Source organism: Amycolatopsis sp. MtRt-6, assembly GCF_017308975.1.
Classification (GTDB): domain Bacteria; phylum Actinomycetota; class Actinomycetes; order Mycobacteriales; family Pseudonocardiaceae; genus Amycolatopsis.
On sequence record NZ_JADWPD010000023.1, the window covers coordinates 74,920 to 100,221 of the forward strand.

Genomic DNA, 25,302 nt, shown 5'->3' on the forward strand with positions numbered 1-25,302 from the left:
CTCGTCAGACGGCTGCGAGCGGGTGCGCGTGGCGAAGCCGGATGCTCTTGGCGGACAGGTAGCGGCGGCGATCGGTGATCAGGATCGAGACGAGGGTGCCGACCACCAGCCACGCGGCGAGCTGGGCGACGCCCGTGGTGAGGCCGGTGCCGTCGGTCGCCGCGGCGCGCAGCGCCAGGACCGCGCCGTGGGTCGGGAGGTAGTCCGCGAGTGCGTACAGCGGTCCGGGGAGCGTCGAGACGACGCCGGTCGCGCCCGCCAGGACCAGCACGGCCAGGGAGGCGATCCGGCCGGCACGGCCGAAGAGCGCCGTGGCGGCCTGGTTGAGCGCGACGAACGCCGACGCGGCCAGCAGCGCGATCAGCAGGAAGCCGACGGCGCCGGGAACGCCGAGTTTCAGGACGGGGACGGCGATCGCGGTGATGGCGAGTGCCGCGAGGGCGGCCGCGGTCGCGCCGGGGATGGCGGCGCGGAGGATGATCCGCCAGGTGGGCTCGCGCGCGGTCAGGACACCGTCCGGCACGGCCCGGGTGACGATGTAGGTGGCCAGGGCCAGCGCCCAGAGGGCGAGCGCGGCGAACAGCGTCAGGGCCAGGGTGCCGATCGGCGTGCCGTCGGTCGTGGCGGTGCTGGGCTCCGCGGCGACGGTCTTGAGGTGCGCGCGTTCGGCGTCGGTGTAGCTGGGCACCTGGTCGCGGCCCTGGTCCAGCTGGGTGGCGAGTTCCCCGGCGCCGTCGGCGGCCTGCTTGGTGCCGTCCTTGAGCTGTCCGGCTCCGGAGGCGAGTTTCTGCGCGCCGGAGTTCGCTTGCCGGACGCCGCCGTCGAGCTGCCTCGCGCCACTGGCGGCGGACGCGATGCCGGCGGCCAGCTCCTTGGACTTCGTGGCGAGCTGGGCGTTGCCGTCGGCGACCTTGCGGGCCCCGGTGGCCAGGGCCTGGACGGCGTCGCGGGTCTTGACGACGTTGGCGCGGACGGTGGCCTTGACCCCGTCGATCTTCCCCGCGTCGGTGGTGAACCGGTCCGCGGTCGCCCGGAGTTCGCCGCAGAACGCCGGGGTGCCGGTGCACTCGTCGGCGAGCTGCCGGAACTGCTTCGCCGCGCTGCCGGCCGAGGGGACGGCGTCGATGGCGGCGATGATCCGGTTGGCCAGCGACACCAACACTGTCGCCAGCTGTTCGTTGCCGTCGGCGACCTGGTCGGCGCCGTCGGCCAGCTGCCGGGTCAGCGCGGGCAGCTGCGCGGTGTCGCGCTCGGCCTGGGTGAGCCCGGCGGCGAGCTTGCCGGAGCCGGTGGCGAGCTGGGCGGTTCCGGCGGCGAGCTGGTCGGCGCCGGTGCGCAGCTGCCCGGCGGCGTCGTCCAGCCGCCGGGTTCCGTCGGCGAGCTGCGCCGCGCCGTCCGCGGCCTGGCCGACCTTCTGGTGGAGGGTCGTGAAGCCGACGTACACGTTGTCCAAATAGGTCTGGACGACCTGCTGGTTCAAAGTCCGCTGCGTGGCTTGGGCGATGTGGTCCGCCAGGCCGGGATCGCTGACGCCGGCGGCGTCGGACGTCCGCACCCGCACCTGTGCCTGGCGGGCCTCGAGTGGTTTGGCGGTGGCGGCCGAGGTGGCGCGGGCGGAGAAGTCCTTCGGGATGGTCACCGTGGCCGCGTAGCTGCCGTCGGCGAGGCCGGCGGCAGCGTCGTCGGCGTCGGTGAGCACCCAGTCGTAGGCCGAATCTTCGCTGTGGGTGAGGTATCCGGCGAGCTGCCGGCCGAGCGGGATGGTCTGGCCGTTGACCTGGACGGGTTCGTCGTTGTTGACCACGGCGGCCTTGGCGGTGCCGTGATTGGTGTCCGGTGCCCAGAACGCCCAGGTGAGCAGGCCCATGATGAGGAGCGGGACGGCGATCAGGCCGGTCCAGGTGCGCCAGGTCAGCGGGCCCGTGGCGAGGGCACGGGCGGAGTTGGCGAAGGGCTTGAGCATCAGAAGACCTCGGCGGGCTGGAGGGCGGTGAGGGCGTGGCGGTGAGCGTCCGCGGGCAGCAGGTCCGCGATCCGCTCGGGATCCTGGCAGGTCAGCACGAAGGTCGTGGCGCCCCGCTCGGCGACGAGCCTGCGGACGTGGTCGCGGATGTCGGCGCGGAGCACGAGGTCGACGTCGTCGACCACGACGAGCCCGGCGTCGCCGTCGCGGGCGATCTGCCGGGCCGGGTCCATCGCGGCGCGGCACGGGATGACGGCGACCTCGCGGCGCAGGGCGTGCGTGTGCTGGGGCAGCACCCGGCCGAGCACCTTGAGGTCGCCGGTGAACTTGGTGACCCGGCCGGCGAGCGTGTACGCCAGCGCGGTCTTGCCGCAGGCCCCCGTGCCGTGCAGCACCAGCACACCGCCGTGGGGGACGCGCAGGTCGACGTCGCGGTACACCGGATGGCCGCGGTCGTCCTCCAGGCGCAGGCCGCGGGCGCTGACCGCCTCGTCGGTGCCGGGCCAGTCGGCGAGCCGCAGCTCGTGCACGAGCGCGTCACCCTCGGCGTCGAACACCGGCAGCACCCGATCCAGCTTCGGCGGCAGTCCCCAGGCGCGGCGGCCGAGCAGCGCGAGGACCGCCGGCACCAGAGTCATGCGGACGATGAAGGCGTCGATGAAGACGCCGACGGCGAGGCTGAACGCGATGGGCTTGATGGTGGCGCTGCCTTCGGGGACGAACGCGGCGAAGACCGCGAACATGATCACCGCCGCCGCGACCACCACGCGCGAGGCGGAGACGAACCCGGACTCGATCGCGTGGTGCGGATCGCCCTTGTGGACGTAGTCCTCACGGATTCGCGAGACGAGAAAGACCTCGTAGTCCATCGCCAGTCCGAAAAGGACACCCATGAGGATGATCGGCAGGAAGCTGATCACGCTGCCGGTGTGCGTCACGTTGAGGACGTCCGCGAAGTGCCCTTGGACGAACACGAACGACGTCGCCCCGAAGGCCGCCGCGACCGAGAGCAGATAGCCCGCGGTGGCCTTGACCGGCACCCAGATCGAGCGGAACACCATGGCCAGCAGGATCAGCGAGAGCCCGACGACGAGGATCCCGAACGGCAGCAGCGCGCTGCCGAGCTGGGCGGAGACGTCGATCCCGACCGCGGTGATGCCGGTGACCGCGGTCTGCGTCCCGTAGGCGTCGAGGAAGTGCGGCTCCAGCCCACGCAGCCTCGCGACCAGGTCGTCGGTCTGCGCGGAGTCCGGCGCGGTCGTGGGGACGACCTGGATGATCCCGGTGTCACCCTTGGGGTTCGGGGTGGCCAGGGGAACCGAGGCGACGCCGGGGACGCGGCGGATCTCGTCGGCGAGCTTGTTCACCAGGCCGATCGGGTCGGTGCTGGTGATGATGTCGGCGGTGACGATCAGCGGGCCGTTGTAGCCGGGTCCGAAGTGCTCGCTGACCACCTCGTAGGTGTCACGCGCGGGACTGCCGTGTTCCTCGGTGCCGTTGTCCGGCAACGCCAGCCGCAGACTCGTGGCGGGAATCGCGCAGATCGCCAGCCCGGCGACCACGATGAGCACGGTGACCAGCGGTGCCTTCGTCGCGGTCCGCACCCACCAGCGCGCGATCTGCGGCTTCCGGCGGCGCCGGGTCCGCTTCGGTTTCGGGGCGCGCGGCCGCAACCGCTTGCCGGCGAAGGACATCAGCGCCGGCACCAGCGTGACGGCGATCGCGACCGCCAGTGCGACGGCGACCGCGGCGGCGACGCCCATGGTGGTCAGGAACGGGATCCCGGCCACGGCCAGCCCGAGCAGGGCGATGACGACGGTGAGGCCGGCGAAGATCACCGCCGAGCCGGCGGTGGCGGTGGCCCGGGCGATCGACTCCTCGACGTCGAGCCCCTCGCCGAGCTGGTCGCGGTGCCGCGAGAGCAGGAACAGGGCGTAGTCGATGCCGACGGCGAGCCCGATCATCACCGCCAGCATCGGCGCGGTCGAGGAGATCGGCGTGACCAGCGTGGCCAGGAAGATCAGCCCGATGGCGACGCCGACCCCGAGGACCGCGGTGACCAGCGGCATGACCGCGGCGATCAGGGACCGGAACATCAACACCAGCACCAGCAGCGCGATGAGCAGGCCGATGCCCTCGGTGGGACTCAGCTTGGGCACCCGGTCGGAGAACGCGTCGCCGCCGGTGTACACCTTCGCGCCGGTCTGCTTCCCGAGATCCTCGGCGATCGTCGCGAGCCCGGTCCTGGTGGCCGGCTCGACGGCGGCGAGCTGCACCTTCAGCGGCACGGCGAGCAAGGCGGCCCGGTCGTCCTCCGACACCGCGCCGTTGACGTTCTCGTCGAACGGGTTCACGACCGTGGCGACCTGATCCAGCTTCCCGATCCGGGTCACCGCCTGCGCCACCGCGGCGCGGTTGCCCGGGGTGTCGGCCTTCGCGCCCTCCGGAACGACCAGGACCAGCTGGGCCGACGTGCCACTGACCTCGGGGAAAACCCGGCCGAGGTGGTCGAGGGCGTCCTGCGACTCCGAGCCGGGGATCGCGAAGGCGTCATCGGTGCCCTGGTTGAACAGCAGCGCCGCCCCGCCGGCCGCCGCCAGCACCACCACCCACAGCGCCAGCACGAGCACCCGGGCACGGGCGGCGGCGCGGCCCAGCCGGTAGAGGAACGACGACACGAGGACTCCTGACCACGTTGGATACGTCGTGTATCGTAATGCAAGATGTATCCGATGCGGAGTGCATCGCATCACTCCTCCGGGTGGATCAGGGAAAGTAAGGTGACGGCATGACGACCGGCGAGGCGAGCCCGAGAGGGATGACGCGGCGACGCGCGGAGACGCGGCGACGGGTCATCGAGGCGGCGCACGACGTCTTCTCGGAAATGGGCATCCGCGACGCGCCGGTCGAGCTGATCTGCGACCGCGCGGGGTTCACCCGCGGCGCCTTCTACTCCAACTTCGCCAGCAAGGAGGAGCTGTTCCTCGCGGTCTACGAGGTGCGGATGCGGGAGCGCACGGAGCGCCTGCGCACAGCGGTCGCCGAAGCCACCGCGGCGGTCGACCCGGCGTCCGCGGACGCGGTCACGCGCGTGCTGCAGGAGGCGGGCGCCCTCTTCATGGAGTCACTGACCGCGGACGAGACCTGGTACCTGCTCAACGTCGAGTTCCGCGCCCAGGCCCTGCGCCAGCCCGAGCTGCGCGCCCCGACCGCGGCCGCCGAGCGCCGGTTCCACGACGCCCTCACCGAGATCCTGCTCGACATGCTCGGCCGGCTGGACCTGCGCCTGACCGTCGAACCCGAGAGCGCCGTCATCACGATCGTCCGGCTGTACGAAACCATGCTCGAACGCGCGATCCTCGGCGAGCTGCCCGACCGGGCCGACAACCGCTACGTGACCCAGGTGCTGCCCCGCCTGCTGACCGCCCTGGTCGCGCCGGGCAACGGCTGACTGCCTCGGCCGGCCACTTCAGGAAACCACGTCGTCGCCCGGCCTACCGCGCCTTCGGGGCAAGCAGGCTGCCGACCAGTTCGTGAAGTGTCGTCCTCAGCCGATCGGTGTCGCCGCGGCGGACCAAGTGGACCACCAGGTCGCTGTGCAACGCTCCCAAGAGAATGTGAGCCAGGAGTTCCGCGTCCAGCCCGGAGCGGGCCTGCGCGATCAAGCCGCTCACGTGGCGGTGCCAGTACTGGTAAACATCGCCGGCCTGGCGCTCTTCCCCGGCCGCCTTTTCATACGCCGCAACCAGAGCGGCGTTGCGTGTCGCGAGGTCGACGACCGCGTCGAGGAAGGCGAGCAATCGATCCGTGGCCGGTGCCCCAGGGCCGAGGGGCGGGGGCCCGGTCTCGATCGTCTCGGTCAGCTTGCGCACGCGGTCTTCCATCAGGGCCCGCATCAGCCCGGAGCGGCTGCCGAACCGGTGGAAGACGGTGGCCTTTCCGACGCCCGCGGCCTGGGCGACCCGCTCCAGCGAGACGTGATCGGGGCCGTTCGCGACGAGCAACTCCTCCGCCGCGGCCAAGATTGCCGCCCGGTTGCGGGCCGCGTCGGCGCGCTCCCGCCTCGGCTCCGGCATGCATCCCTCCTGGACAACTGGACCGTCGGTTCATATAGTACCGAGAATTAACTGGACCGAAGGTTCATTTAGGAGGTACTCATGCTCGCCGTCGTGCTGCGCGGAACCGGCGGCCCCGAGGTGCTCGTCCCGGAAGACCTCCCCGTGCCCGCTCCCGGGCCGGGGCAGGTACTGCTGCGGGTCGAGGCCGCCGCCGTCAGCAGCGGCGAGACGATGCTGCGGTCCGGCGCCATTCCGATGCCTTTCCCGTTCCCGTTGGTACTCGGCGCCGAGGCCGTCGGCGTGGTCGAGCGGATCGGCGAAGGTGTCGACCCCGCGCTCGAGGGAACCCGCGTTGTCGCCATCACCGGCGGCCGGGGCTCCTACGCCGAGTACGCCGCCGTCGACGTCGCGATGACGGCAGCCGTGCCCAGCGGGCTTTCTCCCACCGATGCCGTCGCGATGGCGGCGTCCGGCGCGATGGCCTTCGGCCTGGCACGGAAGGCCGGGCTGGCCGGCGGGGAGACGGTGCTGGTCGAGGGCGGGTCGGGCAAGATCGGCGGCTACCTCGTGCGACGGGCCCGCGAACTCGGCGCCACCCGGGTGATCGCCACGGCAGGCACCGCGGCCGGCCGGGATCGGGTGCGCGCTCTCGGCGCTCAGGTGGTGGTCGACCACTCCGAGCCCGACTGGCCGGACCTGCTGCCCGCCGAGCCCGTCGACGTCGTGTTCGACATGGTCGGCGGAGCGGTCGCCGGGCGGCTGCTCGACGTCCTCACGCCGAGCACGGGGCGCATCCTGCTGTACGGCACGCTCAGCGGCGCGCCGGCCGTGGTCGACTCGGCGAAGATCCGCGAACGCGGCCTGCAGGTCGTCGGCTGTGGTGGTCCGGGCTGGGCCGCGGGCATCTTCGGCGTGGACTACCCGGAGTTCCTCGCGGCAGCCGGACGCGGCGACGTGCCACGGCCGGCCATCGACGCCGTCCTCCCCCTCGCCGACGCGGCCGAAGCACACCGGCGCCTGGAGGCCGGGCGGACGTCCGGCCGGATACTCCTCGTTCCGTGAAGTTCGTGGACGGACGGCGGCCCGGTGATGGGGTTCGGCCGCCGCCCGTCCAGGGAGCGGCGATCCCCTCGGGGGGAGGGAAGGGAATCGCCGCTGGCCGGTTCGGATCAGCGATTCGGGCGGGTGGCCGGCGGGCCGGACGGGTGCGTGGCCGGCGCTCCGGCCGGGTGCGCCGGCGTCGGGTGGTCCTTGCCGTTGTCCGAGTTGCCCGGGTCCGCGGGTGCGCCGGTCGGGTGCGCCGGCTTCGCGGCTTCGTCCTTCAGCAGCGCGTCGCAGTAGCCGTCGACCTTGGCCTTGTCGCCCGCGGCCGTGATCAGCGCGGTGAACGCCGGGCTCTCCAGCGCCTTGCCGTGCTCGGTCTTGTCGCCGGCGCTGTACGCGTGGCACAGCCCCACCAGCGAAGGTGACGGCGACGGCTGGTCCGCCGGCCGGGTTCCGTCCGGCGCGTGCGTCTTCGTCGTCTCGGTCGCCCAGTCGCCGGCGGGCGGCTGGGCGTGGCTGGACGCCGCGGGTGCCGGGGACGGCGCGTGACCGGCCTGGAAGGGCAGCGCGCCGGTGACGGCGGCCGCGGCGACGCCGCCGACGGTGAAGACCGCCGCCGCGGCGGCCGCGACCTTCACCGTGAGCAGCTTCGCCCACCTTGTCTTGATCATCGAGGGGCTCCGGCGTAGCGGGGAACGGGCATGCTGAGCCGCCTCGCGGAACGCCGTCATGGCCGCCGGCTCCCCACCCAGCTCGCCGTCGCGCGGTGGGGCGGCCGCGGCGGCGAGCAGGCCGGCCAGCGCGTCCGGGGCGTCGGCCGGCGCACCCCGCAGCAACTGCTCCGCGGTGTGCCGGTCGATCCGGCGTCCTTGCTGCTTGCTCATCACACACCCCTCAGCGTCGGGCCGCTCGAAAGTGTCACACCCGGCCGCCGAGCCGGTCGGCGAGCGTGCGAAGTCCCCGGTAGGCGGCAGTGCGGACGGCGCCGGGCCGCTTCCCCAGCACGGCCGCGGCCGCCTTGGCGTCGAGCCCGACCACGGCCCGCAGCACCACCGCTTCGGCCTGGTCACGCGGCAGTGTGGCGATCAGCGCGAGCGCCGCCTCGGTGGCCGTCGCCTCGATGGCCGCCCCGGCGGTGTCGTCGGGCGCGGGCCGCTCGGGAAACCACTCGGCCGGCGCTTCGGCGACCGGGCGGCGGCGCCGGTGCCGCAGGTGGTCCAGCGCCCGGTTCCGCCCGATCGTCGCGGTCCAGGCGCGGAAACCGTCCGCGTCACCGCGGAACGAAGCCAGGTCACGGGTGATCTGCAGCCACGCTTCGGAGGCGACGTCCTCGGCGTCCTGTCCCACCAGGACCCGCAGGTACCGGCACAGGCCGGGCTGCACCGACCGGTACAGCAGGCGGAAGGCGTCCTCGTCGCCCCGCTGCGCCCGCACCAGTGTCGCCGACAGGTCGTCGACGGGCTCCCCGGACGTACGCCGGGCACGGTTAGGGACCGACTCCAGCACCACACGCATCCTTTGCGGTCAGCCCCACCGCGTTGTTCGCGCCATCATGGTCCATCGCCGCGGCGCTCGGAAGCCCCACCCCCTACCCGGCGTGCTCGACGTGGAAGTACCCGACCGTTTTAGGGCCTTCGGTGATGACGACGACGGTGCCCGCTTCGACCCGGAACGCGCCCGTGTTCTCGACCACGAGCCAGCGGCCGTCGGCGGTGGACACCAGGGCGCCGGGTTCGAAGCCGCGAAGGACGAAGGAGGCCAGACCGGTGACGGCCGTCCGGGGCGGCACGTAGGCGTTCGCGGCGTAGGTGTGGCCGTCGGCCGGCTGCGGTGGGCCGGTCGTGCGGCCGCCTTGGCCGGGGGTGAGCCAGACGATCCGGCCGTGGAAGGGGAACGGTGCGTCGTTCGGGAGCTTCGGCACCGGGTGAGTATCCACCGGCGCGGGCCTCCGCCCCCCGGTCTCCAGCTTATCGGGACACACCGACAGTTTCCGGGGGCCGGCTGCCTCCTCGGTGAGCGTCACCGCCGCTCTGAAAGCGTTTTCAGTACAGACGACCCGCTTGGCCCACTCGAGCCGCCGCTACCCGGTGCTACCGTCGCCTCACCGACAGACCCCGCTCCGGTTCTCCGGGAGCGCTCTCGGCTTCGGCAACTTCCTGCTCGCAAGGAGGCGCGCATGGGTTCACACGGAAGCACCAAGAAAGCGCTTACAGCGGCCGCCGCGCTGGTCACGATGGCCGCTCTCGCACCGCCGTCCGCCGCCGCTGCCACCACCTTGTTCGTGGCTCCCAACGGCAAGGACTCCGCCGCCGGTACGCAATCGGATCCGACCACACTCACCTCGGCCCTCACCCGCGTCGGTGCCGGTGGCACCATCTCGCTCCGGGGTGGTACCTACTCCTACGCCCAGACCGTCACCATCGCGCCGGGCAACAACGGCACCTCCGGCGCGCGCAAGACGCTGTCCGCCTACGCCGGCGAGAAGCCCGTGCTGAACTTCTCCGCCATGAAAGAAGATCCGGCCAACCGGGGGCTCGCCGTCAACGGGTCGTACTGGCGCGTCGCCGGCATCGTCGTCGAACGCGCCGGGGACAACGGGATCTTCGTCGGCGGGAGCAACAACGTCATCGAACGCGTCGTGACCCGCTTCAACCGCGATTCCGGGCTGCAGATCTCGCGGATCGCCTCCAGCACGCCGAAGGACCAGTGGCCGTCGAACAACCTCGTCGTCAGCTCCGAGTCGCACGACAACGCCGACTCCGACGGCGAAGACGCCGACGGGTTCGCCGCGAAGCTCACCGCCGGCCCCGGCAACGTCTTCCGCTACGACGTCGCCCACCACAACATCGACGACGGCTGGGACCTCTACACCAAGACCGACACCGGCCCGATCGGCCCGGTGACCATCGAGGACTCCCTCGCCTACGCCAACGGCACCCTCAGCAACGGCACCGTCAACGAGAACGGCGACCGCAACGGCTACAAGCTCGGCGGCGACAAGATCGCGGTCAACCACATCGTCCGGCGCGACATCGCCTACCGCAACGGCCACCACGGGTTCACCTACAACAGCAACCCCGGGACGATGACCGTTTCGGACAACGTCGGCATCGACAACGCCGAACGCAACTTCTCCTTCGACACCGGGACTTCGGTGTTCCGCAACGACACCTCGTGCCGGTTCGCCAGTGGCGGCTCGAACGACAAGACCGTCGGCGACGTCGACAGCTCGGACCAGTTCTGGACCGGCAGGAACGGGTCACGCTGCTCGTCCTACGCCGGCACGATGAAATGGTCCTTCGCTTCCGACGGACGGCTCGTGGTCACCTTCGGCGGGTGACCCTAGGCGCGGTGACCGTCGTCACCCCGATCCTGTTGAAATGCTGTGAACCGGACAGACCTGGCACTCCCGGCGCCGCCCGCGCGTTCTCCAGGTGGAGAACGGAGGGACCCATGGGTGCGCTGGGAACACTGCTCGGATTCCTGCTGAGCCTGTACCTGCTGGTGCTGGTCGCGCGGATGGTGCTCGACTGGGTCGCGGCGGTGGCGAACACGCCGCCGTGGGCGCGGCGCGCGCGGGGGCTGGCCTACGCCGCCACCGAGCCGGTGATCGGGCCGGTGCGGCGGGTCGTGCGGCCGGTGCGGATCGGCGGGCTCTCGCTCGACCTGGCCTTCACGCTGGTCTTCATCGGCGTGATCGTGCTGCGGAGCATCGTGTACGCCCTCTAGAGTGTGCCGCGGAAGCCCGCGGAAAGCCGGTCGACGCCGCGCTCCAGCTCGGCGCGCAGGCCGCGCAGGTCGACGCCGTCGGGGTCGATCAGGGCCTGCATCGAAATCCCGCGCAGCTGGGCGAGCAGCGCCGAGGCGTACGAGTCGGGGTCGTGGACACCGGTGATGGAGCCGTCCGCGACCCCGCTGGCCACGGTCTGCGCGATGGCGAACCGGAACCGGCGGTCGGCCTCCGTCAGCGCGCCGCGCAGGCCCGAGTACTCCGCCGCCGCGTCGCCCCAGAGCGCCAGGAACGCCTGGTTGAGCGTCGGCATCGTGCGGATCAGCTCGAAGATGATGTCCAGCAGCGCGCGCAGCATGTCCATCGGCGTCGCGTTCGCCGACCCGGTCCGGGCCGCGACAGCCTCGCTGTAGGCGTCGGTGAACTGCTCGACGGCGTGCTCGACGAGCCGCCGCCCGAGCCCGTCCTTGTCGCCGAAGTGCTGGAAGACCACCGACCGCGCGTAGCCCGAGCGGGCGCAGACGCCGCCGATCTTCAGCCGGCCGAAGCCCTCTTCGGCGATCAGGTGAGCAGCGGCCTCCAGGATGCGTGCCTCGACGACGCCCTCGCCGTCCTCCTGGATCCGGCCTTCGGCGGCACGGTCCACCCGGGTCATGTTAGCGACTGCAACCGCGCGCGGGCGGCCGAGCCGTCAGCGGACCGTGCGAGAACGGTCAGCGCCCGCCCGCACTCTCGACGTCGGCACCCACCGGCTCGAGAGGAACCACCGATGACCACCAAGACCGTGCTCGTCTCCGGGGCAGGCATCGCCGGCCCGTCCGCGGCCCACTGGCTGCGGCGCGGCGGCTACCGCGTGACCGTCGTCGAGTCCGCGCCCGCCCCGCGGCCCGGCGGCCAGGCCGTCGACTTCCGCGGTGAGCAGCTGAAGCTGCTGGCCGCGATGGGCGTGCTCGACGAGATCCGCCGGCACGAGACGGCGATGGGCGAGCAGACCGTGCTCGGCCTCGACGGGCGTCCGGCGCTGACCGTGCCCGGCTCCGCCTGGAGCGGCGAGGTCGAGATCCTGCGCGGCGACCTCGCGCGGATCCTGTACGAGCGCACCGCGGACCACACCGAGTACGTCTTCGGCGACCGCGTCACGAGCCTCACCGAGACGGCGGACGGCGTCGAAGTCACCTTCGACCACGGGGCGCCGCGGACGTTCGACCTGGTCGTCGGGGCCGACGGCGTGCACTCCGGCGTGCGGGCCGCCGCCTTCGGGCCGGAGCCGGGCTTCCGGACCGACCTGGGTTACGGCATCGCCGGGTTCACCGCGCCCAACCACCTCGGGCTCGACCACACCAGCATCATGTACAACGAACCCGGCCGCGGCGTGACCGTGGGCAGCCACCGGCGGCCGGACCGGCTGCACGTCGGCCTGGTCTTCGCGGCCGACGGCGTCGAGTTCCAGCGCCGTGGTCCCGGCGAACAGCGGGCACTGATCGCGCGGCTGTTCGCGGACACCGGCTGGGAGGTGCCGAAGCTGCTCGAAGCGCTGCCCGCGGCCGACGACCTGTACGTCGACTCGGTCAGCCAGATCCACCTCGGCCGCTGGTCGAAGGGCCGGGTCGTGCTCCTGGGCGACGCCGCCTGGTGCGCCGGGCCGGGCGGGTCCGGCACCGGGCTGGCGATGATGGGTGCCCAGGTGCTGGCCGGGGAGCTCGCCGCGGCCGGCGGCGACCACGTGACGGCGTTCGCGAAGTACGAGGAACGGCTGCGGAAGCCGGCCACGATCGGGCAGAAGAACGGCAGGGGCTCCGGCAACTTCCTCGTGCCGCGCACGGCCGCGAAGATCCGCGGCCGCAACCGCGCCTACCGGATGCTGAGCACGCGGGTCTTCGGCGGCATCTTCACCTGGATGACCGACCGCGCGGCCAACGCGCTGGAATACCGTGAGTACCCCGCGCCGGATTCCGCTCATCGGGGGACTCGGGTGGCGGCCCGGCGTGAGGTGGGTCACTCTTGACGCCATGTCAACACCTCGGGCTCCGGTCAGGACCGCACTCGCCGGCCTGAGCGTGCTGGTCCTGGGCGTGGTCACCGCGCTGAACGTGCGCTCCCTGCCGGTGCTCGGCGACGGGACGACCTACTCGGCCGAATTCGGCGAAGCGGCCGGGCTGAGCGAGGGCAACGACGTCCGCATCGCCGGCGTCGAGGTCGGCCGGGTGTCGGCCGTGCGCCTGCGCGGCGACCACGTGCTGGTGTCGTTCAAGGCCAAGGGCGCCTGGCTGGGCGACGCGACGAGTGCGGCGATCCGGCTGAAGACGGTGCTGGGCCAGAAGTACCTCGCTCTCGACCCGCAGGGCGAGGGCACGCTCGACCCGGGACGGCCGATCCCGCGGTCCCGGACCACCGTGCCCTACGACATCCTCGCGGCGTTCGGCCAGCTTTCGTCCACAGTGGACCGGATCGACACCACGCAGCTGGCGAAGAGTTTCGACACGTTGTCGGCGACGCTGGCGAACACGCCGCAGAGCGTCCGCGCCGCGCTGACCGGGCTCTCCCGGCTGTCGGATTCCATCGCCTCGCGCGACAGCCGGCTGGCTGCGTTGCTGGGCAACACCCGCGTAATTTCGCAGACACTGGTCGACCGCGACGCGGCGGTGCGCCGGCTCCTCGACGACGGCAACGACCTGCTCGCGGAGGTGATCAACCGCGAGACGGCGATCAGCACGCTGCTCGACGGCTCCCGGCGGTTGTCGTCGGAGCTGTCCGGGCTGATCGGCGAGTCCCAGGTCGGTCCGTTGCTGGCTGATTTGGACCAGCTGACGTCGATGCTGCAACGCAACCAGGACGCGCTGGCGGCGGGGATCCGGGGTTTCGCGCCGTTCGTCCGGCTGGGGACCAATATCGCCGGGACAGGCCGGTTCATCGACGGGTATCTTTGCGGGCTGGTACTGCCGTCGTTCGGGCCGTTGAACGAAGAAGGTTGCCACGGCTAGGGTTTCGCGCGCCGACGGGCGGTGAACAGAGCGGTTGTCCACAAGCCGGGTTCGTTGTGGACAAGTTTGCCGGATCATGGCCGTTGGCGACGGTTTTGTCCGTGGCGGCCGATACGCTGGACCCGGGGGGCGCCCCCGCGGTTCCGGCAAAGTCGTGTCGTGGCAGCAGGCACGGCTCTCGGTGGTGATCATGCGGTTGGCGAAACCCATGATCTGATCTGCGCGATCATCTGACCTTGGTGCCTGATCCGCGGAAGCGGCGCGGGGTGCGGCATTCGCTGGGATCGGTCCGGGCGCCGGTCGCGGTCGCTGCGGGAGCGCAGTCGTTCACCGCGATCGGGGAATGGGCCGCCGACGCACCACAACGGGTGCCGGCCCGACTCGAGGCCGCAATCAGCGGCCGGCTCACCGCCATCCCCGCGGCGACCGCGGTGGACGGCAAATCGTCACGCGGCACATTCGCCCGCCCCAGCGGCGCGGGAGTCCATCGCCACCCCCCACGCCGACACCGGGAAATCGAGAACCGGCTGCACTGGGCCCGCGACGGGCGCTCCTTCGCGGGCGACCGATGGACGTTGGTGCTGTCGCCAACGTCGCCGCGAATTTGCGGCCCCCGAGAAGCGAGGGGATTCCGACAGGGCAGGAACCTCGGCTTTGCGGCGCCCGGCCCGGTTGATCAACAGCCGAAACCGCGGCACAACAGGCAACCTGCCGAGACTTCGCCACGGCTAACGCTTCAACCGCGCACTCCCCTGCGCGGCAGCACACAGCACCGCCTCCCCATCACCGTCCACTGTGTACACCTCACACCGGCAGGTGGCCCGCGACCGCCCGGCCTGCACGACGACAGCACGAGCGCGCAGGACCTCGCCCACCGCAGGGCGGAGGTAGTCGATCGTGAAGCCGGCCGTCAGCAGCGCGGGCCCCAGGACCGTGCCCGCCGCGAAAGTCAGCGCGTTGTCGGCCGCGTAGGCCAGCACTCCGCCGTGGAGGTAACCGTTCTGCTGCTGGAGTTCTTCGCGGATGTCCAGTTCGAGCGTGGCCGCTCCGTCGCCGAACTCGGTCAGGCGGGCGCCGAGAAGGCGGCTGAACGGCTGGCTCGCGAGCCCCGCGCGCGCTGCTGCGAAATCGAGCATGACCCCTCACTTCACTAGTGAAGTCAGAATGGCGCGGGACCGCCGAGGCTGTCAAGATCGGGGCGTGCCCGAACCCGATCAGCGCCTGTTCTTCCTGCTCCAGCAGGCCGCCCACCGCCTGCGCGTGGCGGCCGACCGCCGTTGCCTCGCCGCGGCCGGCATCACCACAGCCCAGCTCGGCGCGCTCTTCGCCGTCCGCGAAGGCGGGTTGACCCAGCGGGAGCTGGCCGAACAGCTCGGCCAGCGCGAGTCAGCCGTGACGGCGATGGTCACCCGGCTCGTCGACGCGGGCCTGGTCGCCAAGCGGCCGCACCCGCGCGAACACCGGGCGGTCTCCCTGCGGCTGACGGAGGCCGGCGAGGAAGCGCTGGCCCGTGTCGGCCCGGCGATCGAGGAGTTCAACGCGCGGCTGCGAGCCGTCCTGGGCGAGCAAGGGTTCCGCGACACCGTCGACGGCGTCGGCAAGCTCGCCCGCGGCGAGTGGTGAGCCGCTACGCCACGATGAGCCGGAAGCCCGCGTCCCACTCCGGCAGGTCCAGCAGCTCCGCGTGGTCCGCGCGCCAGCGGCCGGACTCCAGGTCGTCCCGCAGCCGGGCCACTCCCCGGGACACCGCTTCCGGCGCTGTCTGCGCCAGCGCCGAGCACGACCGCCGCACCGCCGGCTCGAGGTAGGCCTCCGGCCTGCGCCAGTACGCCGGGAACACCCCGTCGGTGAAGTCCCACGGCACCGGCAGCGGCAACACCGAAGCCGCCCCGAGGAAGTCCGCGATCTCCGGCGCCGACGGCCGCGACGCCTCCAGGGCGGCGACCTCCGGCACGTACTCCCGGACGAACCAGAAGTCGCTGTGCAGGGCCGTGTCGTAGGCCAGCACCACCTGACGGGACGCGACCCGGCGCAGCTCGGCGAGACCGGCGCGCCAGTCGGGCCAGTGGTGCACCGTCAGCACCGCCAGCGCCGCGTCGAACCGGCCCGAGGCGAACGGCAGCGCCTCCGCCACCGCCCGCACCACCGGCGCCGCCCCCACCGCGCGCTGCCGGATCATCTCCGCCGACGGCTCGACCGCGACGACGTCCCGCGCCGGCGGCTCGTAGGAACCCGTCCCGGACCCGACGTCCAGTACCGAAGCCGCGGACCCCAGCGCGGCCACCACCGGCTCGAACCAGCGCGGGTCGGTGCGCCGCCCCTGCGCGTAGCCGACGCCGATCTCGTCGTAGCGCGCCGTCACCGCTCGGGGCCTTCGCCACCGTTCTGCTCGGCCAGGAACCGCTCGAACTGGGAACCGAGCTCCTCCGCCGTCGGCATGTGCTCGACCGACTCCGCGAGCAGGCTGCCCCGGTCGGAGGCCTCGACGAACGTGTCGTACTGGCGCTCCAGGGCGCGGACGACGTCGGCGATCTCGTCGGACTCCGCGACCTGCCGGTTGATCTCCGCGTCGGCGAGGTCCGCGGCCGCGCGCAGCTCACCCTCGGGCAGGCTCAGGCCGGTCGCCCGGCTCAGCGCGTCGAGCACGATCAGCGACGCCGCCGGGTACGTCGACTGCGCGAGGTAGTGCGGCACGTGCGCGGCGAAGCCGATGGCGTCGTGGCCCCACTCGCCGAGCCGGTACTCCAGCAGCGCGGCGACGCTGCCCGGCACCTGCAGCCGGTTCGGCAGCGGCTGGTTGTCGCCGACCAGGTCCTTGCGGGTGGCGTGCGCGGTGACACCGAGCGGGCGGGTGTGCGGCGCGCCCATCGGGATGCCGTGGAACCCGGCGGTCAGCCGGACGCCCCAGCGTTCGACCAGGTTCCGGACCGCCGCGCAGAACCGCTCCCAGTCGTGGTCCGGCTCCGGGCCGGACAGCAGCAGGAACGGCGTGCCGTCGGTGTCGTGCAGCAGGTGCACCACCAGCTCCGGCGCGTCGTAGTCCTCCCAGTGGTCGACGGCGTAGGTCATCGTCGGCCGCCGCGAGCGGTAGTCGATGAGGCGGTCGACGTCGAAGCGGGCGACCACCCGGTGCTCGCCGCCCAGCAGGTGCTCGGCCAGCAGACGGCCCGCCGAGCCGGCGTCCATGAACCCTTCGAAGTGGTGCAGCAGCACCACCCCGGTCAGGTCGGGGACGTCCGAGTCCACCTCGTACAGGTCGTCGGGATCGAGTCCCACCGGATCCTCCTGCTCTCGCACACGTCTGTCCGTCAAGCACAACACACCCCGGGTGGGATTCCATTCCGCCGACGGTGTCGCCGATCGTAACGGCACGCGGTCGAGGCCGGGACGGATCGGCATCGTGACAACTGTCCTGGGCACGCAAGGCCCCGATCGGGCACGCTTGAGCGGTGAGCGAACACACCACGAACACGGCGCCGCGGCTGCGGCCGCCCGCGCACCGGGTCAGCCGCCGGGCCATCGGCTACTGGACGGTGACCGCCGCGATCCTGTGGATCATCCTGATCGGCGTCCAGACGCTCATCGTGGTGACCAGCGACGACGCGCCGTCGTTCCTGACCGTGACGCTGGTGCTCTCCTGCGTGCTCGGCCCGCTGCACCTCGTCGTGATGCCCCAGTGGCGCTACCGCGTGCACCGCTGGGAGGTCACCGGCGAGGCCGTCTACACGCAGTCCGGCTGGCTGAAGCAGGAGTGGCGGATCGCGCCGATCTCGCGGATCCAGACCGTCGACATCGAGCGCGACCCGTTCGAGCAGCTGTTCGGGCTGGCGAAGATCACCGTGACGACGGCGTCCGCGGCCGGCCCGCTGCGCATCGCGGGCCTGGCGCACGACCGCGCGCTCGCGCTGGCCGACGAGCTGACGAAGACGACCCAGGCCGTGCGGGGCGATGCGACGTGAGCACGACCGAAGTGATCACCCCGCCAGCCGAGGGCACGCAGGACGCGCCGTGGCACCACCTCGACCGGCGCATGCTGCTCATCCGGCCCGTGCTCGACCTGGTGAAGTCGCTGCCGGTGCTGCTGGGCGCGCTGCTGTTCGGCCACGGCGAGCCGTGGCAGTGGATCGGCCTGGTGTTCACCGCGATCGCCGTGTTCACCGGCGTCTCGCACGTGCTGACCTCGCGCTACCGGATCACCGGGTCGCAGGTCGAGTGGCACACCGGGCTGCTGCTGCGCAAGCAGCGGGCCATCCCGCGCGACCGGATCCGCACGGTCGACGTGACGTCGGAGCCGAAGCACCGGCTGTTCTCGCTGGCCGCCGCGCGGATCGGCACCGGGCGGCACTCGCACGGCAAGGGACCGGGCAAGGACGAGCTCGTCCTCGACGCCGTCACCATCGCCGAGGCCCAGCGGCTGCGGACGCTGCTGCTGCACCGCAAGGCCGAGGCGGCGTCGGAAGAGGCTGCCGCGCCGCCGGAGCAGCTGATCGCCGCGGTCGGCAAACGGTGGCTGCGGTACGCGCCGTTCACGCTGTCGGGGCTGGCGGTGGTCGGCGCGGCCGTCGGCACCGTCTACCACTTCGCGCACGAACTGCACTTCGACCCGATCCAGTTCTCGCTGGTCCAGGTCGTCGTCGGGCACTTCGCCGACACCCCGGTGTGGCTGAGCCTGGTGCTGGCCGCCGCCGGGCTGCTGGTGCTCGTCTCGCTGCTGTCGATCGGCGGGTACGTGCTGTCGTTCTGGAACTTCCGGCTCACCCGCGAGCCCGCCGGCACGCTGCACGTCCGGCGAGGGCTGATCACGACGCGGTCGGTGTCGATCGAGGAGGACCGCCTGCGCGGCGCCGAAATCCGCGAGCCGCTGCCGCTGCGGCTGGCCGGCGGGGCCCGCTGCGTCGCCATCGCGGCCGGCCTGCGCGAGGGCAAGAGCGCGGACAAGGGCGGCAGCCTGCTGCTGCCGCCGGCGCCCGTGGGACGCGCGCACGAGGTCGTCGCGGAGGTGCTCGGCGAGGACCTCGCCGCGACGCCGTTGGCGCGGCATCCACGCCGGGCGCTGTACCGGCGGCTGTCCCGGGCCGTTCTCGGCGTGCTGCTGCTCGCCGCGGCGCTCTACGGACTGGCGTGGCTCGGCGCGCTGCCGGACTGGCCGTGGCAGGTCGCGCTCGTGCTGGTGCCGGTCGCCGCGCTGGTCGGCTGGGACCGCTACCGCAGCCTCGGCCACGCGCTCACCGGCCGTTACCTGGTGACGCGGTCGGGCTCGCTCGACCGCGGCACGGCGGCTGTGCGCTGCGACGGGCTGACCGGGATCGTCGTCGAGCGCTCGTACTTCCAGCGCCGGGCCGGGCTGGTCACGCTGATCGCGCCGGTCGCCGCGGGCAAGGGCAGGTACCACGTGCTCGACGTCGGTGAAGCCGACGGGCTGGCGCTCGCCGACCGGGCCGTCCCCGGCCTGCTGACGCCGTTCCTCACCGCTGACCGGCGCGGCGCGTAGCGGGCGTCCGGAAACGGCGGTCGTACTACAACAAAAAGCAGTTCGGCACATTTCGGTGGATATTCAATACCGCGGGGGATTGCTGGCCTTCCTTTCACACTACGTGCTAATTTATTCACCCCGTGTGATAGCGAAGGTCGTTTTTGTCTCACCGAGAGGTCATGATGACGCCTGCCGTCAGTGCCGTCGACGGTTCCGCCACCACTTCCCCGCGCCGCACCCCGGGCGCCAGCAGTTCCCGCAAGGTCCTCCAACTCCTGCTGGCCTTTTCGGAGCTCCGCTGGGAGGCGAGCGTCGCCGAACTGGCCGCGACGATCGGCACCCCGGTGGCGACGACCTACCGCTACGTGGCCCTGCTCAAGGAGCTGCAGCTGCTCGAGGAGGGCCGGGCCGGCCACTACCACCTGACCAGCCAGGTGATGCCGCTGGCGCGGGCCGCGCAGCTGGCGAACGACATGGTGCGGCTGGCGCGGCCGGCGATGGAGGAGGCCGCGCGGGAACTCGGCGAAACGGTGATGCTGTTCCAGCAGTTCGGCGACTCGGCCGTCTGCGCGGACCGCGTCGAATGCGACCGCGCCATGCGGTTCACGTTCGAGCCGGGGCATTCGCTGCCGCTCGGCGTCGGCGCGTCCGGCAAGATGCTGCTCGCGCTGCTGCCGGAGATCGAACGTGACCGGCGGTGGGCGTCGATCGTCGAGCGGCGCGGCACCGCCGTGCGCGACGAGCTGAAGCGGGCGCTGGAGAACCGGTACGCGGTCAGCTCCGGCGAGGTCGACGAAGGCGTCTGGGCCTGTTCGGTGCCGGTGCAGACGATCGGCAGGCGGCCGACCGTGCTGAGCATGGCGGGCCCGGCCGCCCGGATCACCGAGGAGACGCGGCACACGGCGATCACCGCGCTGCAGGAGTACGCGATCCGGATCCAGCGGGCGATCGCGGCTTATTCGCTGTGAGAAATCCGCCCGGGCGCGTAGAACTGCCCGGGTGATCCGACTCGCCCGGCCCGACGACCTGCCCGCGCTCATCGACGTCGAGCGGGAGGCGGGTGAGCTGTTCCGCGACGTCGGCATGGCGGCGATCGCCGACGACGACCCCGGCTCGGTGGCCACCCTGGCGGTGTACCAGGCCGCCGGCCGCGCGTGGGTGAGCGCCGACTCCGCCGACCGGCCGGTGGCCTACCTGATCGCGGCGGTCGTCGACGGGTGCGCGCACATCGAGCAGGTCTCGGTCCGGCCGTCGCACGCGCGGCGGGGAATCGGCAGCGCGCTGATCGAGACGCTCGCCGAGTGGGCCCGCGCGCGCGGGCTTCCGGCACTGACGCTCACCACGTTCGAAACCGTGCCGTGGAACGCGCCGTACTACGAACGGCTGGGGTTCGGGGTCGTCCCGGAGGCGGAAATCGGGGACGGGCTGCGTTCGATCCGCCGTGCCGAAGCGGCTCGCGGCCTCGACGCCTGGCCGCGCGTCGCGCTGATCAGAACGCTCTGACCTGCGGTTTCTTTTGGTGCTCCCCTAGTTGGGGGAGAGAGTGGCGCGCGTGGTCGAACATGTGTTCTACTGTGCCTGCCGGTCCCGGAGGGGGAAGCTCCGCGGGCCGGCCCACAAACTTCGGGAGGTAGTCGTGGCGGTCAAGATCACCCACCTGACGAACGGCCAGCAGGTGCGGTTCGCCAACGCCGACGGAGCCCGCCGGTACGCCGAAATCATGGGCGGCGGCGTGGACAAGTGGCGCTTCACGGTGGTGCCCGAGGACCCGATGCTCCGGAAAATGTCGGACTCGGTCGTTAACGTGCCGGTATGGCGTATGACTTCCAGGTAGTGGTGGATTCGGCCGACCCGCACGTGCTCGCCGACTGGTGGGCCGAGACGCTCGGCTGGTCCGTGGAACCGACGGACGAGGACTTCATCCGCGAGATGATCGCGAAGGGGTACGCGAAGGAGGCGGAGACGCGGACCTACCGGGGTTCGCTGGTGTGGAGAACGGGGGCGGGCATCCGGCATCCGGACTCGCCACCGGACGGACCGCCCCGGCGGATCCTGTTCCAGGAGGTGCCGGAGGCCAAGACGGTGAAGAACCGGATCCACGTGGACGTGTGGGTCGGGGCGGCCAACGTCGAGGCGGCGGTCGAGAAGCTCACCGCTCGCGGGGCGAAGTTCCTGCACCGGGGGCGGCAGGGGCCGCACAGCTGGGTGACCATGGCCGATCCGGAGGGGAACGAGTTCTGCGTTTCCTGAGGTTCGGGCGGGTTCGGCCGAGGCCGGACCGGGGCGCGCTGGGCCGGGATGAGTCTGGGTCGGCGGTGGGCTGGGGGGTCGCCGCCGGCTTGGTTGGGTGCGGTCGGGGCTGGGACACGCGAGTTCCGGCCCCACCGGCACAAGCGTCGCGAATGACTCATTCGGGACCTCCCACGTCCCGAATGAGTCATTCGCGACCTCAGACCTGCGCCGCCAAGCGGTCCAATGCCTTCGGCAGGGCCGCCGCCAGGAGGTCCAGCTCCGGCTCGGCCGCCACCAGCGGGGGCGACACCGCCACCCCACGGCCCAGGTTCCGCACGATCACGCCCTCGTCCCGGCATGCTCGCTGCAGCTTCACCGGCGCCCCGGGGTCCGCGTCCACCACCTCCGGCGTCAGCTCCACCGCCGCCAAGAAGCCCAACCCGGCCCGGACCTCCTTCACCAGCGGATGCCCGCTGACCCCGGATACCGCGTCCGCCAGGGGTTTCTCCAGCTCGCGTCCGCGGGGGATCAAGCTCTCGCGCTCGTAGATGTCCAACGTTGCCAAGCCTGCCGCGCACGCCACCGGGTGGCCCGCGTACGTCGGGCCGTGGCGGAAGATCGGGGCTCCCGGTGCTCCCGTGAAGAACGGCTCGGCCACGCGGGGAGCCACCACCAGCGCCCCCAGGGGGATCGTTCCGCCCGTGATGCCCTTCGCCGTCGTGATCATGTCCGGGCGGACCGGCCAGCGGTCGATGCCGAACCACGTTCCCAGCCTGCCCCACGCCGCGATCACGCAGTCCGCCACGAACAGCACCTCGTGACGGCGGCAGATCGCCGCCACCTCCTCGAGGTAGCCCTCCGGTGGCAGCAGGACGCCGCCCGCTCCGATCACCGGCTCGCAGAAGAACGCCGCGACGCGCGACGCGCCGATGCGAGCGATCTCCGCTTCCAGCGCGGCCGCGTCGTCAAAGGCGACGTGGGAAAACGATGGTGGCTGGGGGCCGACGCCTGCCGCGTTCGCCGGGATTCCGCCCACCGCCGTGCCGAAACCGTGCGTTCCGTGGTAGCCCTGGGCCCGGCCGATCACGTGGACCTTCTCCGGACGGCCCGTCTGCGCGAAGTACGCGCGGGCCAGCTTCACCGCCGTGTCGACGACGTCGCCGCCGCCCGAACCGAAGAACACCTTCGAGCCCGGCTCCGGGGCCAGCTCCGCCACGCGGTCCGCCAGCTCGATCGCCGGCCGGTTCGCGTTGTAGCCGAACAGGTTCCACGAGTCCAGCTCGCCCAGCTGGCGGGCGACGGCTTCGGTGATCTCCGGACGGCCGTGGCCGAAGTTCGCGTACCAGAGGGACGCCGTCGCGTCGAAGTACCGGCGGCCGGCGTCGTCCCAGACGTACGAACCCTCGCCTCGGGTGATGACCATCCGGTCGCCGTCCACCGCGCCCATGTCGGCGAACGGGTGCCAGAGGGCGTGCTGTGCTGACATCGGTCCTCCTCAGTCCTGCCCCCATCCCTACCATCAGTCCAGGAACTCCGCGATCTCCGCCGGCGAGTACCCCAGCTCGGCGAGCACTTCCCCGGTGTGCTGGCCCAGCGTCGGCGGGGCGGACGTCGGCCGCGCCGGGGTGTCCGAGGCCTTCACCGGGAAGCCCGTGCCGACGTACGTCCCCACCGTCGGGTGCGGCAGCCTGACCACCTGCTCGCGCGCCGCCGCCCACGGGTCCGCGTAGACGTCGTCGAGCTCGTTGACCGGGGCCGCCGGGATGCCCGCCGCGTCGAACGCCTTCATCCACTCCGCCGCCGTGCGCGTCAGGAGCACCGGCTCCAGCAGCTCGTTCAACGCGTCGCGGTGGGCCGCGCGCGCCGCGTTGGCGGAGAACCGCGGGTCGGCGGCGATGTCCAGGCCGAGCACCCCGCAGAAGGCGTGCCACAGCTTCTCGCTGCCGACCGCGATGACCAGCCAGCCGTCGGCGACGTGGTAGCCCTGGTACGGGACGATGCTCGGGTGTGCCGAGCCCATCCGGCGCGGGCGTGGCGCGTCATGGAACACCGCGCCGGCCGCATACACGTGCCAGGCCAGCTGACTGTCCAAAAGGGACACGTCGAGGTACTGCCCGCGGCCCGTGGTGTGCCGGGCCTGCAACGCCATCAGCACGCCGATGATCGCCCACGTCCCCGCGTTCAGGTCCGCCACCGGCAGCCCGACCTTCGCCGGCGCGCCGTCCGGCTCGCCCGTCAGCGACATCACGCCGCCGAGGGCCTGCGCCACCAGGTCGTACCCCGCGCGGTCGCGGTACGGGCCGGTCTGCCCGAACCCGGTGATCGACACGTGGATCAGCCGCGGGTTCGGCGCGGACAGCTCAGCGTACCCGATGCCCCACTTCTCGAGCGTGCCCGGCCGGAAGTTCTCGACCAGGACGTCGGCGTCCGCGACCAGCCGCCGCAGGGCTTCCCGGCCGCGGTCGCTCTTGAGGTCGAGCACGATCCCGCGCTTGTTCCGGTTCGCCGCCAGGTAGTAGACGGCTTCGTCGCCGACGAACGGCGGCCCCCAGCCGCGGGTGTCGTCGCCGTGGCCGGGCGGCTCGACCTTGACGACGTCCGCGCCCATCTCGCCGAGGTATTGGGTGCAGTACGGCCCGGCCAGGATGCGGGAGAGGTCGACGACCTTGATCCCGTCGAGCGGGCGGACGGCAGGGGGCATCGATGGCTCGCTTTCTACCCGGCCTCGAGGAGCGCGACGGCCTGGGCGGTCCGCCGGTAGAGCACGTACCGCCCGTCCCGGACCTTGCTGACCAGGCCCGCACGGTGCAACGCGCTCAGGTGGTAGGAGACGGTGCCCGGGCTGTACCCGGTGCGGGTGGCGAGCTCCGCGGTCGACCGCGCGGGTTCGAGGTCGGCCAGCAGTGCCGCCCGGGCCGCGCCCACGACCGGGGCGATCCGGCCCGGCCGCTGGTCGGTGCCCGTGCCGACGCCGTGCGCCGGGTAGCAGAGGACGACCTGGCCGGGGACGTCGATCTGGATGCTGGTGCCCGGCCAGCTGAGCACGCCCGGGGCGAGCACCAGCTCCCGGCCGGAGACGTCGGCCTCGCCGTCGAACGGCTTGAGGACGGTGATCGCGTCGCCCGCCCAGCCGATCGTGGGATGCAGGCCGCCGAGCACCCCGCCGACGCCGTGGCGGGCGATGGCCTGCGCGCGGTGGGTGATGTCGCGGTCGAGGACCGCCTGCAGGCCCGCCCAGTCCCCGGCCAGCGCCTCGCGCCAGAACCGGGCGAGGCCGTTGGCCAGCCGCCGGGGCATCGACCCCGACTCGACGCTCCGCCGGGCCGCGGCCGGCAGCGGTCTGGTCCAGTGGACCCGCGTGTAGGCGAGCACCTGGGTTTCGATCTCGTCCTGGGTGGTCGCCTCGATCCGGGCGAGCTGCTCGTCGAGCAGGTCACGCGGCCGGGTGGCCGTGCCCGGCTGCGGGGTGAGCAGGTCCGGCGTGTACACCTCGCCGGGGCGCGGCAGCAGGTCCAGGAGCAGGGCGACGTCGGGGTGGGCGAGCGCCGCGCGGGCGCGCGGGCCGGGATCGCCGAACACCGGGTGCCGGGCCGCGTCGGCGGCGAGCTTCAGCCAGGCGAGCGACTCCGCCGCCAGCGACGGGGAAAACCGTGTCCTGGCCACCGTCTCGGCATCGACCCGCAGCGTGAACACTGACCGACGGTAGCAGCCGGGGCGGCGGATTTGAACCGGCTCGAATCCTTTCCGGTCGGGGGTTGTCCCGGGGTTGAGTGAACTGGTGTGCTTCCGACGTGCGAGAACAGCCGCCGCCGTGGCCGCCG

26 protein-coding genes are annotated in these 25,302 nt (G+C 72.2%); 13 read left to right on the top strand and 13 right to left on the bottom strand.

Annotated elements, in window-relative coordinates:
• Positions 1–4: 4 nt before the first annotated feature.
• Entirely contained in the window at positions 5–1,963 is a 1,959-nt protein-coding gene (locus I4Q55_RS32545) for a YhgE/Pip family protein (RefSeq protein WP_206793298.1), read from the bottom strand.
• A complete protein-coding gene (locus I4Q55_RS32550) occupies positions 1,963–4,641 on the bottom strand; it encodes an MMPL family transporter (protein ID WP_206793300.1) in 2,679 nt (892 codons plus the stop codon). Before I4Q55_RS32550 ends, I4Q55_RS32545 begins: the two co-directional genes overlap by 1 nt.
• Before the next feature lie 110 nt (positions 4,642–4,751).
• Here I4Q55_RS32550 and I4Q55_RS32555 point away from each other — a divergent pair, with 110 nt between their 5' ends.
• Positions 4,752–5,414, top strand: a complete 663-nt coding sequence (locus tag I4Q55_RS32555) for a TetR/AcrR family transcriptional regulator (RefSeq protein WP_206793302.1) — start codon at positions 4,752–4,754, stop codon at positions 5,412–5,414.
• Between the two features lie 43 nt (positions 5,415–5,457).
• On the opposite strand, the gene I4Q55_RS32560 is transcribed toward I4Q55_RS32555, so the two are convergent.
• Positions 5,458–6,039: a TetR/AcrR family transcriptional regulator gene (locus I4Q55_RS32560; protein WP_206793304.1), complete on the bottom strand. Its 582-nt coding sequence runs from the start codon at positions 6,037–6,039 to the stop codon at positions 5,458–5,460.
• A gap of 81 nt (positions 6,040–6,120) precedes the next feature.
• On the opposite strand from I4Q55_RS32560, the gene I4Q55_RS32565 reads away from it, so the two are divergent.
• Positions 6,121–7,083 (top strand): zinc-binding dehydrogenase, encoded by a 963-nt coding sequence (locus I4Q55_RS32565; RefSeq protein ID WP_206793306.1) that lies wholly within the window; start codon positions 6,121–6,123, stop codon positions 7,081–7,083.
• 107 nt (positions 7,084–7,190) lie between these two features.
• Here the strand turns inward: I4Q55_RS32565 and I4Q55_RS32570 are convergent, their stop codons facing one another.
• The 3 genes from I4Q55_RS32570 to I4Q55_RS32580 form a co-directional block, all read right to left on the bottom strand.
• Positions 7,191–7,949, bottom strand: coding sequence for a hypothetical protein (locus I4Q55_RS32570; RefSeq protein ID WP_206793308.1), 759 nt, complete (start codon positions 7,947–7,949; stop codon positions 7,191–7,193).
• Positions 7,950–7,983: 34 nt separating this feature from the next.
• Positions 7,984–8,571, bottom strand: coding sequence for an RNA polymerase sigma factor (locus I4Q55_RS32575; protein ID WP_307793365.1), 588 nt, complete (start codon positions 8,569–8,571; stop codon positions 7,984–7,986).
• Between the two features lie 82 nt (positions 8,572–8,653).
• Positions 8,654–8,986: a hypothetical protein gene (locus tag I4Q55_RS32580; RefSeq protein WP_206793312.1), complete on the bottom strand. Its 333-nt coding sequence runs from the start codon at positions 8,984–8,986 to the stop codon at positions 8,654–8,656.
• 255 nt (positions 8,987–9,241) lie between these two features.
• Between I4Q55_RS32580 and I4Q55_RS32585 the strand changes: the two genes are divergently transcribed.
• Positions 9,242–10,405, top strand: a complete 1,164-nt coding sequence (locus tag I4Q55_RS32585; protein WP_206793314.1) for a right-handed parallel beta-helix repeat-containing protein — start codon at positions 9,242–9,244, stop codon at positions 10,403–10,405.
• 113 nt (positions 10,406–10,518) lie between these two features.
• Positions 10,519–10,794 (top strand): YggT family protein, encoded by a 276-nt coding sequence (locus I4Q55_RS32590; RefSeq protein WP_206793316.1) that lies wholly within the window; start codon positions 10,519–10,521, stop codon positions 10,792–10,794.
• Here I4Q55_RS32590 and I4Q55_RS32595 read toward each other — a convergent pair.
• The gene (locus tag I4Q55_RS32595; RefSeq protein ID WP_206793318.1) at positions 10,791–11,450 is read right to left on the bottom strand and encodes a TetR/AcrR family transcriptional regulator; all 660 of its coding nucleotides are present in this window, start codon (positions 11,448–11,450) and stop codon (positions 10,791–10,793) included. The two genes, I4Q55_RS32590 and I4Q55_RS32595, sit on opposite strands and share 4 nt — an antisense overlap.
• Before the next feature lie 114 nt (positions 11,451–11,564).
• On the opposite strand from I4Q55_RS32595, the gene I4Q55_RS32600 reads away from it, so the two are divergent.
• Both I4Q55_RS32600 and I4Q55_RS32605 read left to right on the top strand, forming a co-directional pair.
• Complete coding sequence (locus I4Q55_RS32600; protein WP_206793321.1) at positions 11,565–12,800, top strand: FAD-dependent monooxygenase; 1,236 nt, start codon at positions 11,565–11,567, stop codon at positions 12,798–12,800.
• Between the two features lie 4 nt (positions 12,801–12,804).
• Entirely contained in the window at positions 12,805–13,776 is a 972-nt protein-coding gene (locus I4Q55_RS32605) for an MCE family protein (protein ID WP_206793323.1), read from the top strand.
• A gap of 728 nt (positions 13,777–14,504) precedes the next feature.
• On the opposite strand, the gene I4Q55_RS32615 is transcribed toward I4Q55_RS32605, so the two are convergent.
• A complete protein-coding gene (locus I4Q55_RS32615; protein ID WP_206793325.1) occupies positions 14,505–14,912 on the bottom strand; it encodes a PaaI family thioesterase in 408 nt (135 codons plus the stop codon).
• A 64-nt stretch (positions 14,913–14,976) separates the two neighbouring features.
• Between I4Q55_RS32615 and I4Q55_RS32620 the strand changes: the two genes are divergently transcribed.
• Positions 14,977–15,399, top strand: coding sequence for a MarR family winged helix-turn-helix transcriptional regulator (locus tag I4Q55_RS32620; RefSeq protein ID WP_307793366.1), 423 nt, complete (start codon positions 14,977–14,979; stop codon positions 15,397–15,399).
• Positions 15,400–15,403: 4 nt separating this feature from the next.
• Here I4Q55_RS32620 and I4Q55_RS32625 read toward each other — a convergent pair whose 3' ends face one another.
• Together I4Q55_RS32625 and I4Q55_RS32630 are read right to left on the bottom strand one after the other, a co-directional pair.
• Complete coding sequence (locus tag I4Q55_RS32625; protein ID WP_206793329.1) at positions 15,404–16,138, bottom strand: class I SAM-dependent methyltransferase; 735 nt, start codon at positions 16,136–16,138, stop codon at positions 15,404–15,406.
• Entirely contained in the window at positions 16,135–17,052 is a 918-nt protein-coding gene (locus I4Q55_RS32630; protein WP_206793331.1) for a proteasome assembly chaperone family protein, read from the bottom strand. The genes I4Q55_RS32625 and I4Q55_RS32630 overlap by 4 nt, the downstream gene beginning before the upstream one ends.
• A 173-nt stretch (positions 17,053–17,225) precedes the next feature.
• Here I4Q55_RS32630 and I4Q55_RS32635 point away from each other — a divergent pair, with 173 nt between their 5' ends.
• The 6 genes from I4Q55_RS32635 to I4Q55_RS32660 all read left to right on the top strand — a co-directional run bounded on the left by I4Q55_RS32635 (position 17,226) and on the right by I4Q55_RS32660 (position 21,499).
• Positions 17,226–17,735: a PH domain-containing protein gene (locus I4Q55_RS32635; protein ID WP_206793333.1), complete on the top strand. Its 510-nt coding sequence runs from the start codon at positions 17,226–17,228 to the stop codon at positions 17,733–17,735.
• A 71-nt stretch (positions 17,736–17,806) separates the two neighbouring features.
• Positions 17,807–19,267: a PH domain-containing protein gene (locus I4Q55_RS32640; RefSeq protein ID WP_242547225.1), complete on the top strand. Its 1,461-nt coding sequence runs from the start codon at positions 17,807–17,809 to the stop codon at positions 19,265–19,267.
• 164 nt (positions 19,268–19,431) lie between these two features.
• Positions 19,432–20,217 carry an IclR family transcriptional regulator gene (locus I4Q55_RS32645; RefSeq protein ID WP_206793469.1) on the top strand — a complete coding sequence of 262 codons (786 nt, stop codon included), beginning with the start codon at positions 19,432–19,434 and terminating at the stop codon, positions 20,215–20,217.
• Positions 20,218–20,248: 31 nt separating this feature from the next.
• Positions 20,249–20,752, top strand: coding sequence for a GNAT family N-acetyltransferase (locus tag I4Q55_RS32650; RefSeq protein WP_307793367.1), 504 nt, complete (start codon positions 20,249–20,251; stop codon positions 20,750–20,752).
• Positions 20,753–20,885: 133 nt separating this feature from the next.
• Entirely contained in the window at positions 20,886–21,083 is a 198-nt protein-coding gene (locus I4Q55_RS32655; protein WP_004561810.1) for a hypothetical protein, read from the top strand.
• Complete coding sequence (locus tag I4Q55_RS32660; protein WP_206793471.1) at positions 21,083–21,499, top strand: VOC family protein; 417 nt, start codon at positions 21,083–21,085, stop codon at positions 21,497–21,499. The genes I4Q55_RS32655 and I4Q55_RS32660 overlap by 1 nt, the downstream gene beginning before the upstream one ends.
• Before the next feature lie 199 nt (positions 21,500–21,698).
• Here the strand turns inward: I4Q55_RS32660 and I4Q55_RS32665 are convergent, their stop codons facing one another.
• Genes I4Q55_RS32665 through I4Q55_RS32675 form a run of 3 tightly spaced genes read right to left on the bottom strand, consistent with a single transcriptional unit; the run spans position 21,699 to position 25,174 of the window.
• Positions 21,699–22,967 carry an aspartate aminotransferase family protein gene (locus I4Q55_RS32665; RefSeq protein WP_206793335.1) on the bottom strand — a complete coding sequence of 423 codons (1,269 nt, stop codon included), beginning with the start codon at positions 22,965–22,967 and terminating at the stop codon, positions 21,699–21,701.
• Positions 22,968–23,000: 33 nt separating this feature from the next.
• Entirely contained in the window at positions 23,001–24,182 is a 1,182-nt protein-coding gene (locus tag I4Q55_RS32670; RefSeq protein ID WP_206793337.1) for a CaiB/BaiF CoA-transferase family protein, read from the bottom strand.
• Positions 24,183–24,196: 14 nt separating this feature from the next.
• Positions 24,197–25,174 carry a helix-turn-helix domain-containing protein gene (locus I4Q55_RS32675; RefSeq protein ID WP_206793339.1) on the bottom strand — a complete coding sequence of 326 codons (978 nt, stop codon included), beginning with the start codon at positions 25,172–25,174 and terminating at the stop codon, positions 24,197–24,199.
• Positions 25,175–25,302 lie beyond the last annotated feature (128 nt).

What these genes read in the sequence shown, in the direction of transcription:
- I4Q55_RS32585 (WP_206793314.1), top strand. Translation starts at nt 9,242, where the DNA reads ATGGGTTCACACGGAAGCACCAAGAAAGCGCTTACAGCGGCCGCCGCG.
- I4Q55_RS32595 (WP_206793318.1), bottom strand. Translation starts at nt 11,450, where the DNA reads ATGACCCGGGTGGACCGTGCCGCCGAAGGCCGGATCCAGGAGGACGGC.
- I4Q55_RS32600 (WP_206793321.1), top strand. Translation starts at nt 11,565, where the DNA reads ATGACCACCAAGACCGTGCTCGTCTCCGGGGCAGGCATCGCCGGCCCG.
- I4Q55_RS32665 (WP_206793335.1), bottom strand. Translation starts at nt 22,967, where the DNA reads ATGTCAGCACAGCACGCCCTCTGGCACCCGTTCGCCGACATGGGCGCG.
- I4Q55_RS32570 (WP_206793308.1), bottom strand. Translation starts at nt 7,949, where the DNA reads ATGAGCAAGCAGCAAGGACGCCGGATCGACCGGCACACCGCGGAGCAG.
- I4Q55_RS32565 (WP_206793306.1), top strand. Translation starts at nt 6,121, where the DNA reads ATGCTCGCCGTCGTGCTGCGCGGAACCGGCGGCCCCGAGGTGCTCGTC.
- I4Q55_RS32645 (WP_206793469.1), top strand. Translation starts at nt 19,432, where the DNA reads ATGACGCCTGCCGTCAGTGCCGTCGACGGTTCCGCCACCACTTCCCCG.
- I4Q55_RS32605 (WP_206793323.1), top strand. Translation starts at nt 12,805, where the DNA reads ATGTCAACACCTCGGGCTCCGGTCAGGACCGCACTCGCCGGCCTGAGC.
- I4Q55_RS32545 (WP_206793298.1), bottom strand. Translation starts at nt 1,963, where the DNA reads ATGCTCAAGCCCTTCGCCAACTCCGCCCGTGCCCTCGCCACGGGCCCG.
- I4Q55_RS32670 (WP_206793337.1), bottom strand. Translation starts at nt 24,182, where the DNA reads ATGCCCCCTGCCGTCCGCCCGCTCGACGGGATCAAGGTCGTCGACCTC.
- I4Q55_RS32555 (WP_206793302.1), top strand. Translation starts at nt 4,752, where the DNA reads ATGACGACCGGCGAGGCGAGCCCGAGAGGGATGACGCGGCGACGCGCG.
- I4Q55_RS32615 (WP_206793325.1), bottom strand. Translation starts at nt 14,912, where the DNA reads ATGCTCGATTTCGCAGCAGCGCGCGCGGGGCTCGCGAGCCAGCCGTTC.
- I4Q55_RS32640 (WP_242547225.1), top strand. Translation starts at nt 17,807, where the DNA reads ATGCTGCTCATCCGGCCCGTGCTCGACCTGGTGAAGTCGCTGCCGGTG.
- I4Q55_RS32590 (WP_206793316.1), top strand. Translation starts at nt 10,519, where the DNA reads ATGGGTGCGCTGGGAACACTGCTCGGATTCCTGCTGAGCCTGTACCTG.
- I4Q55_RS32560 (WP_206793304.1), bottom strand. Translation starts at nt 6,039, where the DNA reads ATGCCGGAGCCGAGGCGGGAGCGCGCCGACGCGGCCCGCAACCGGGCG.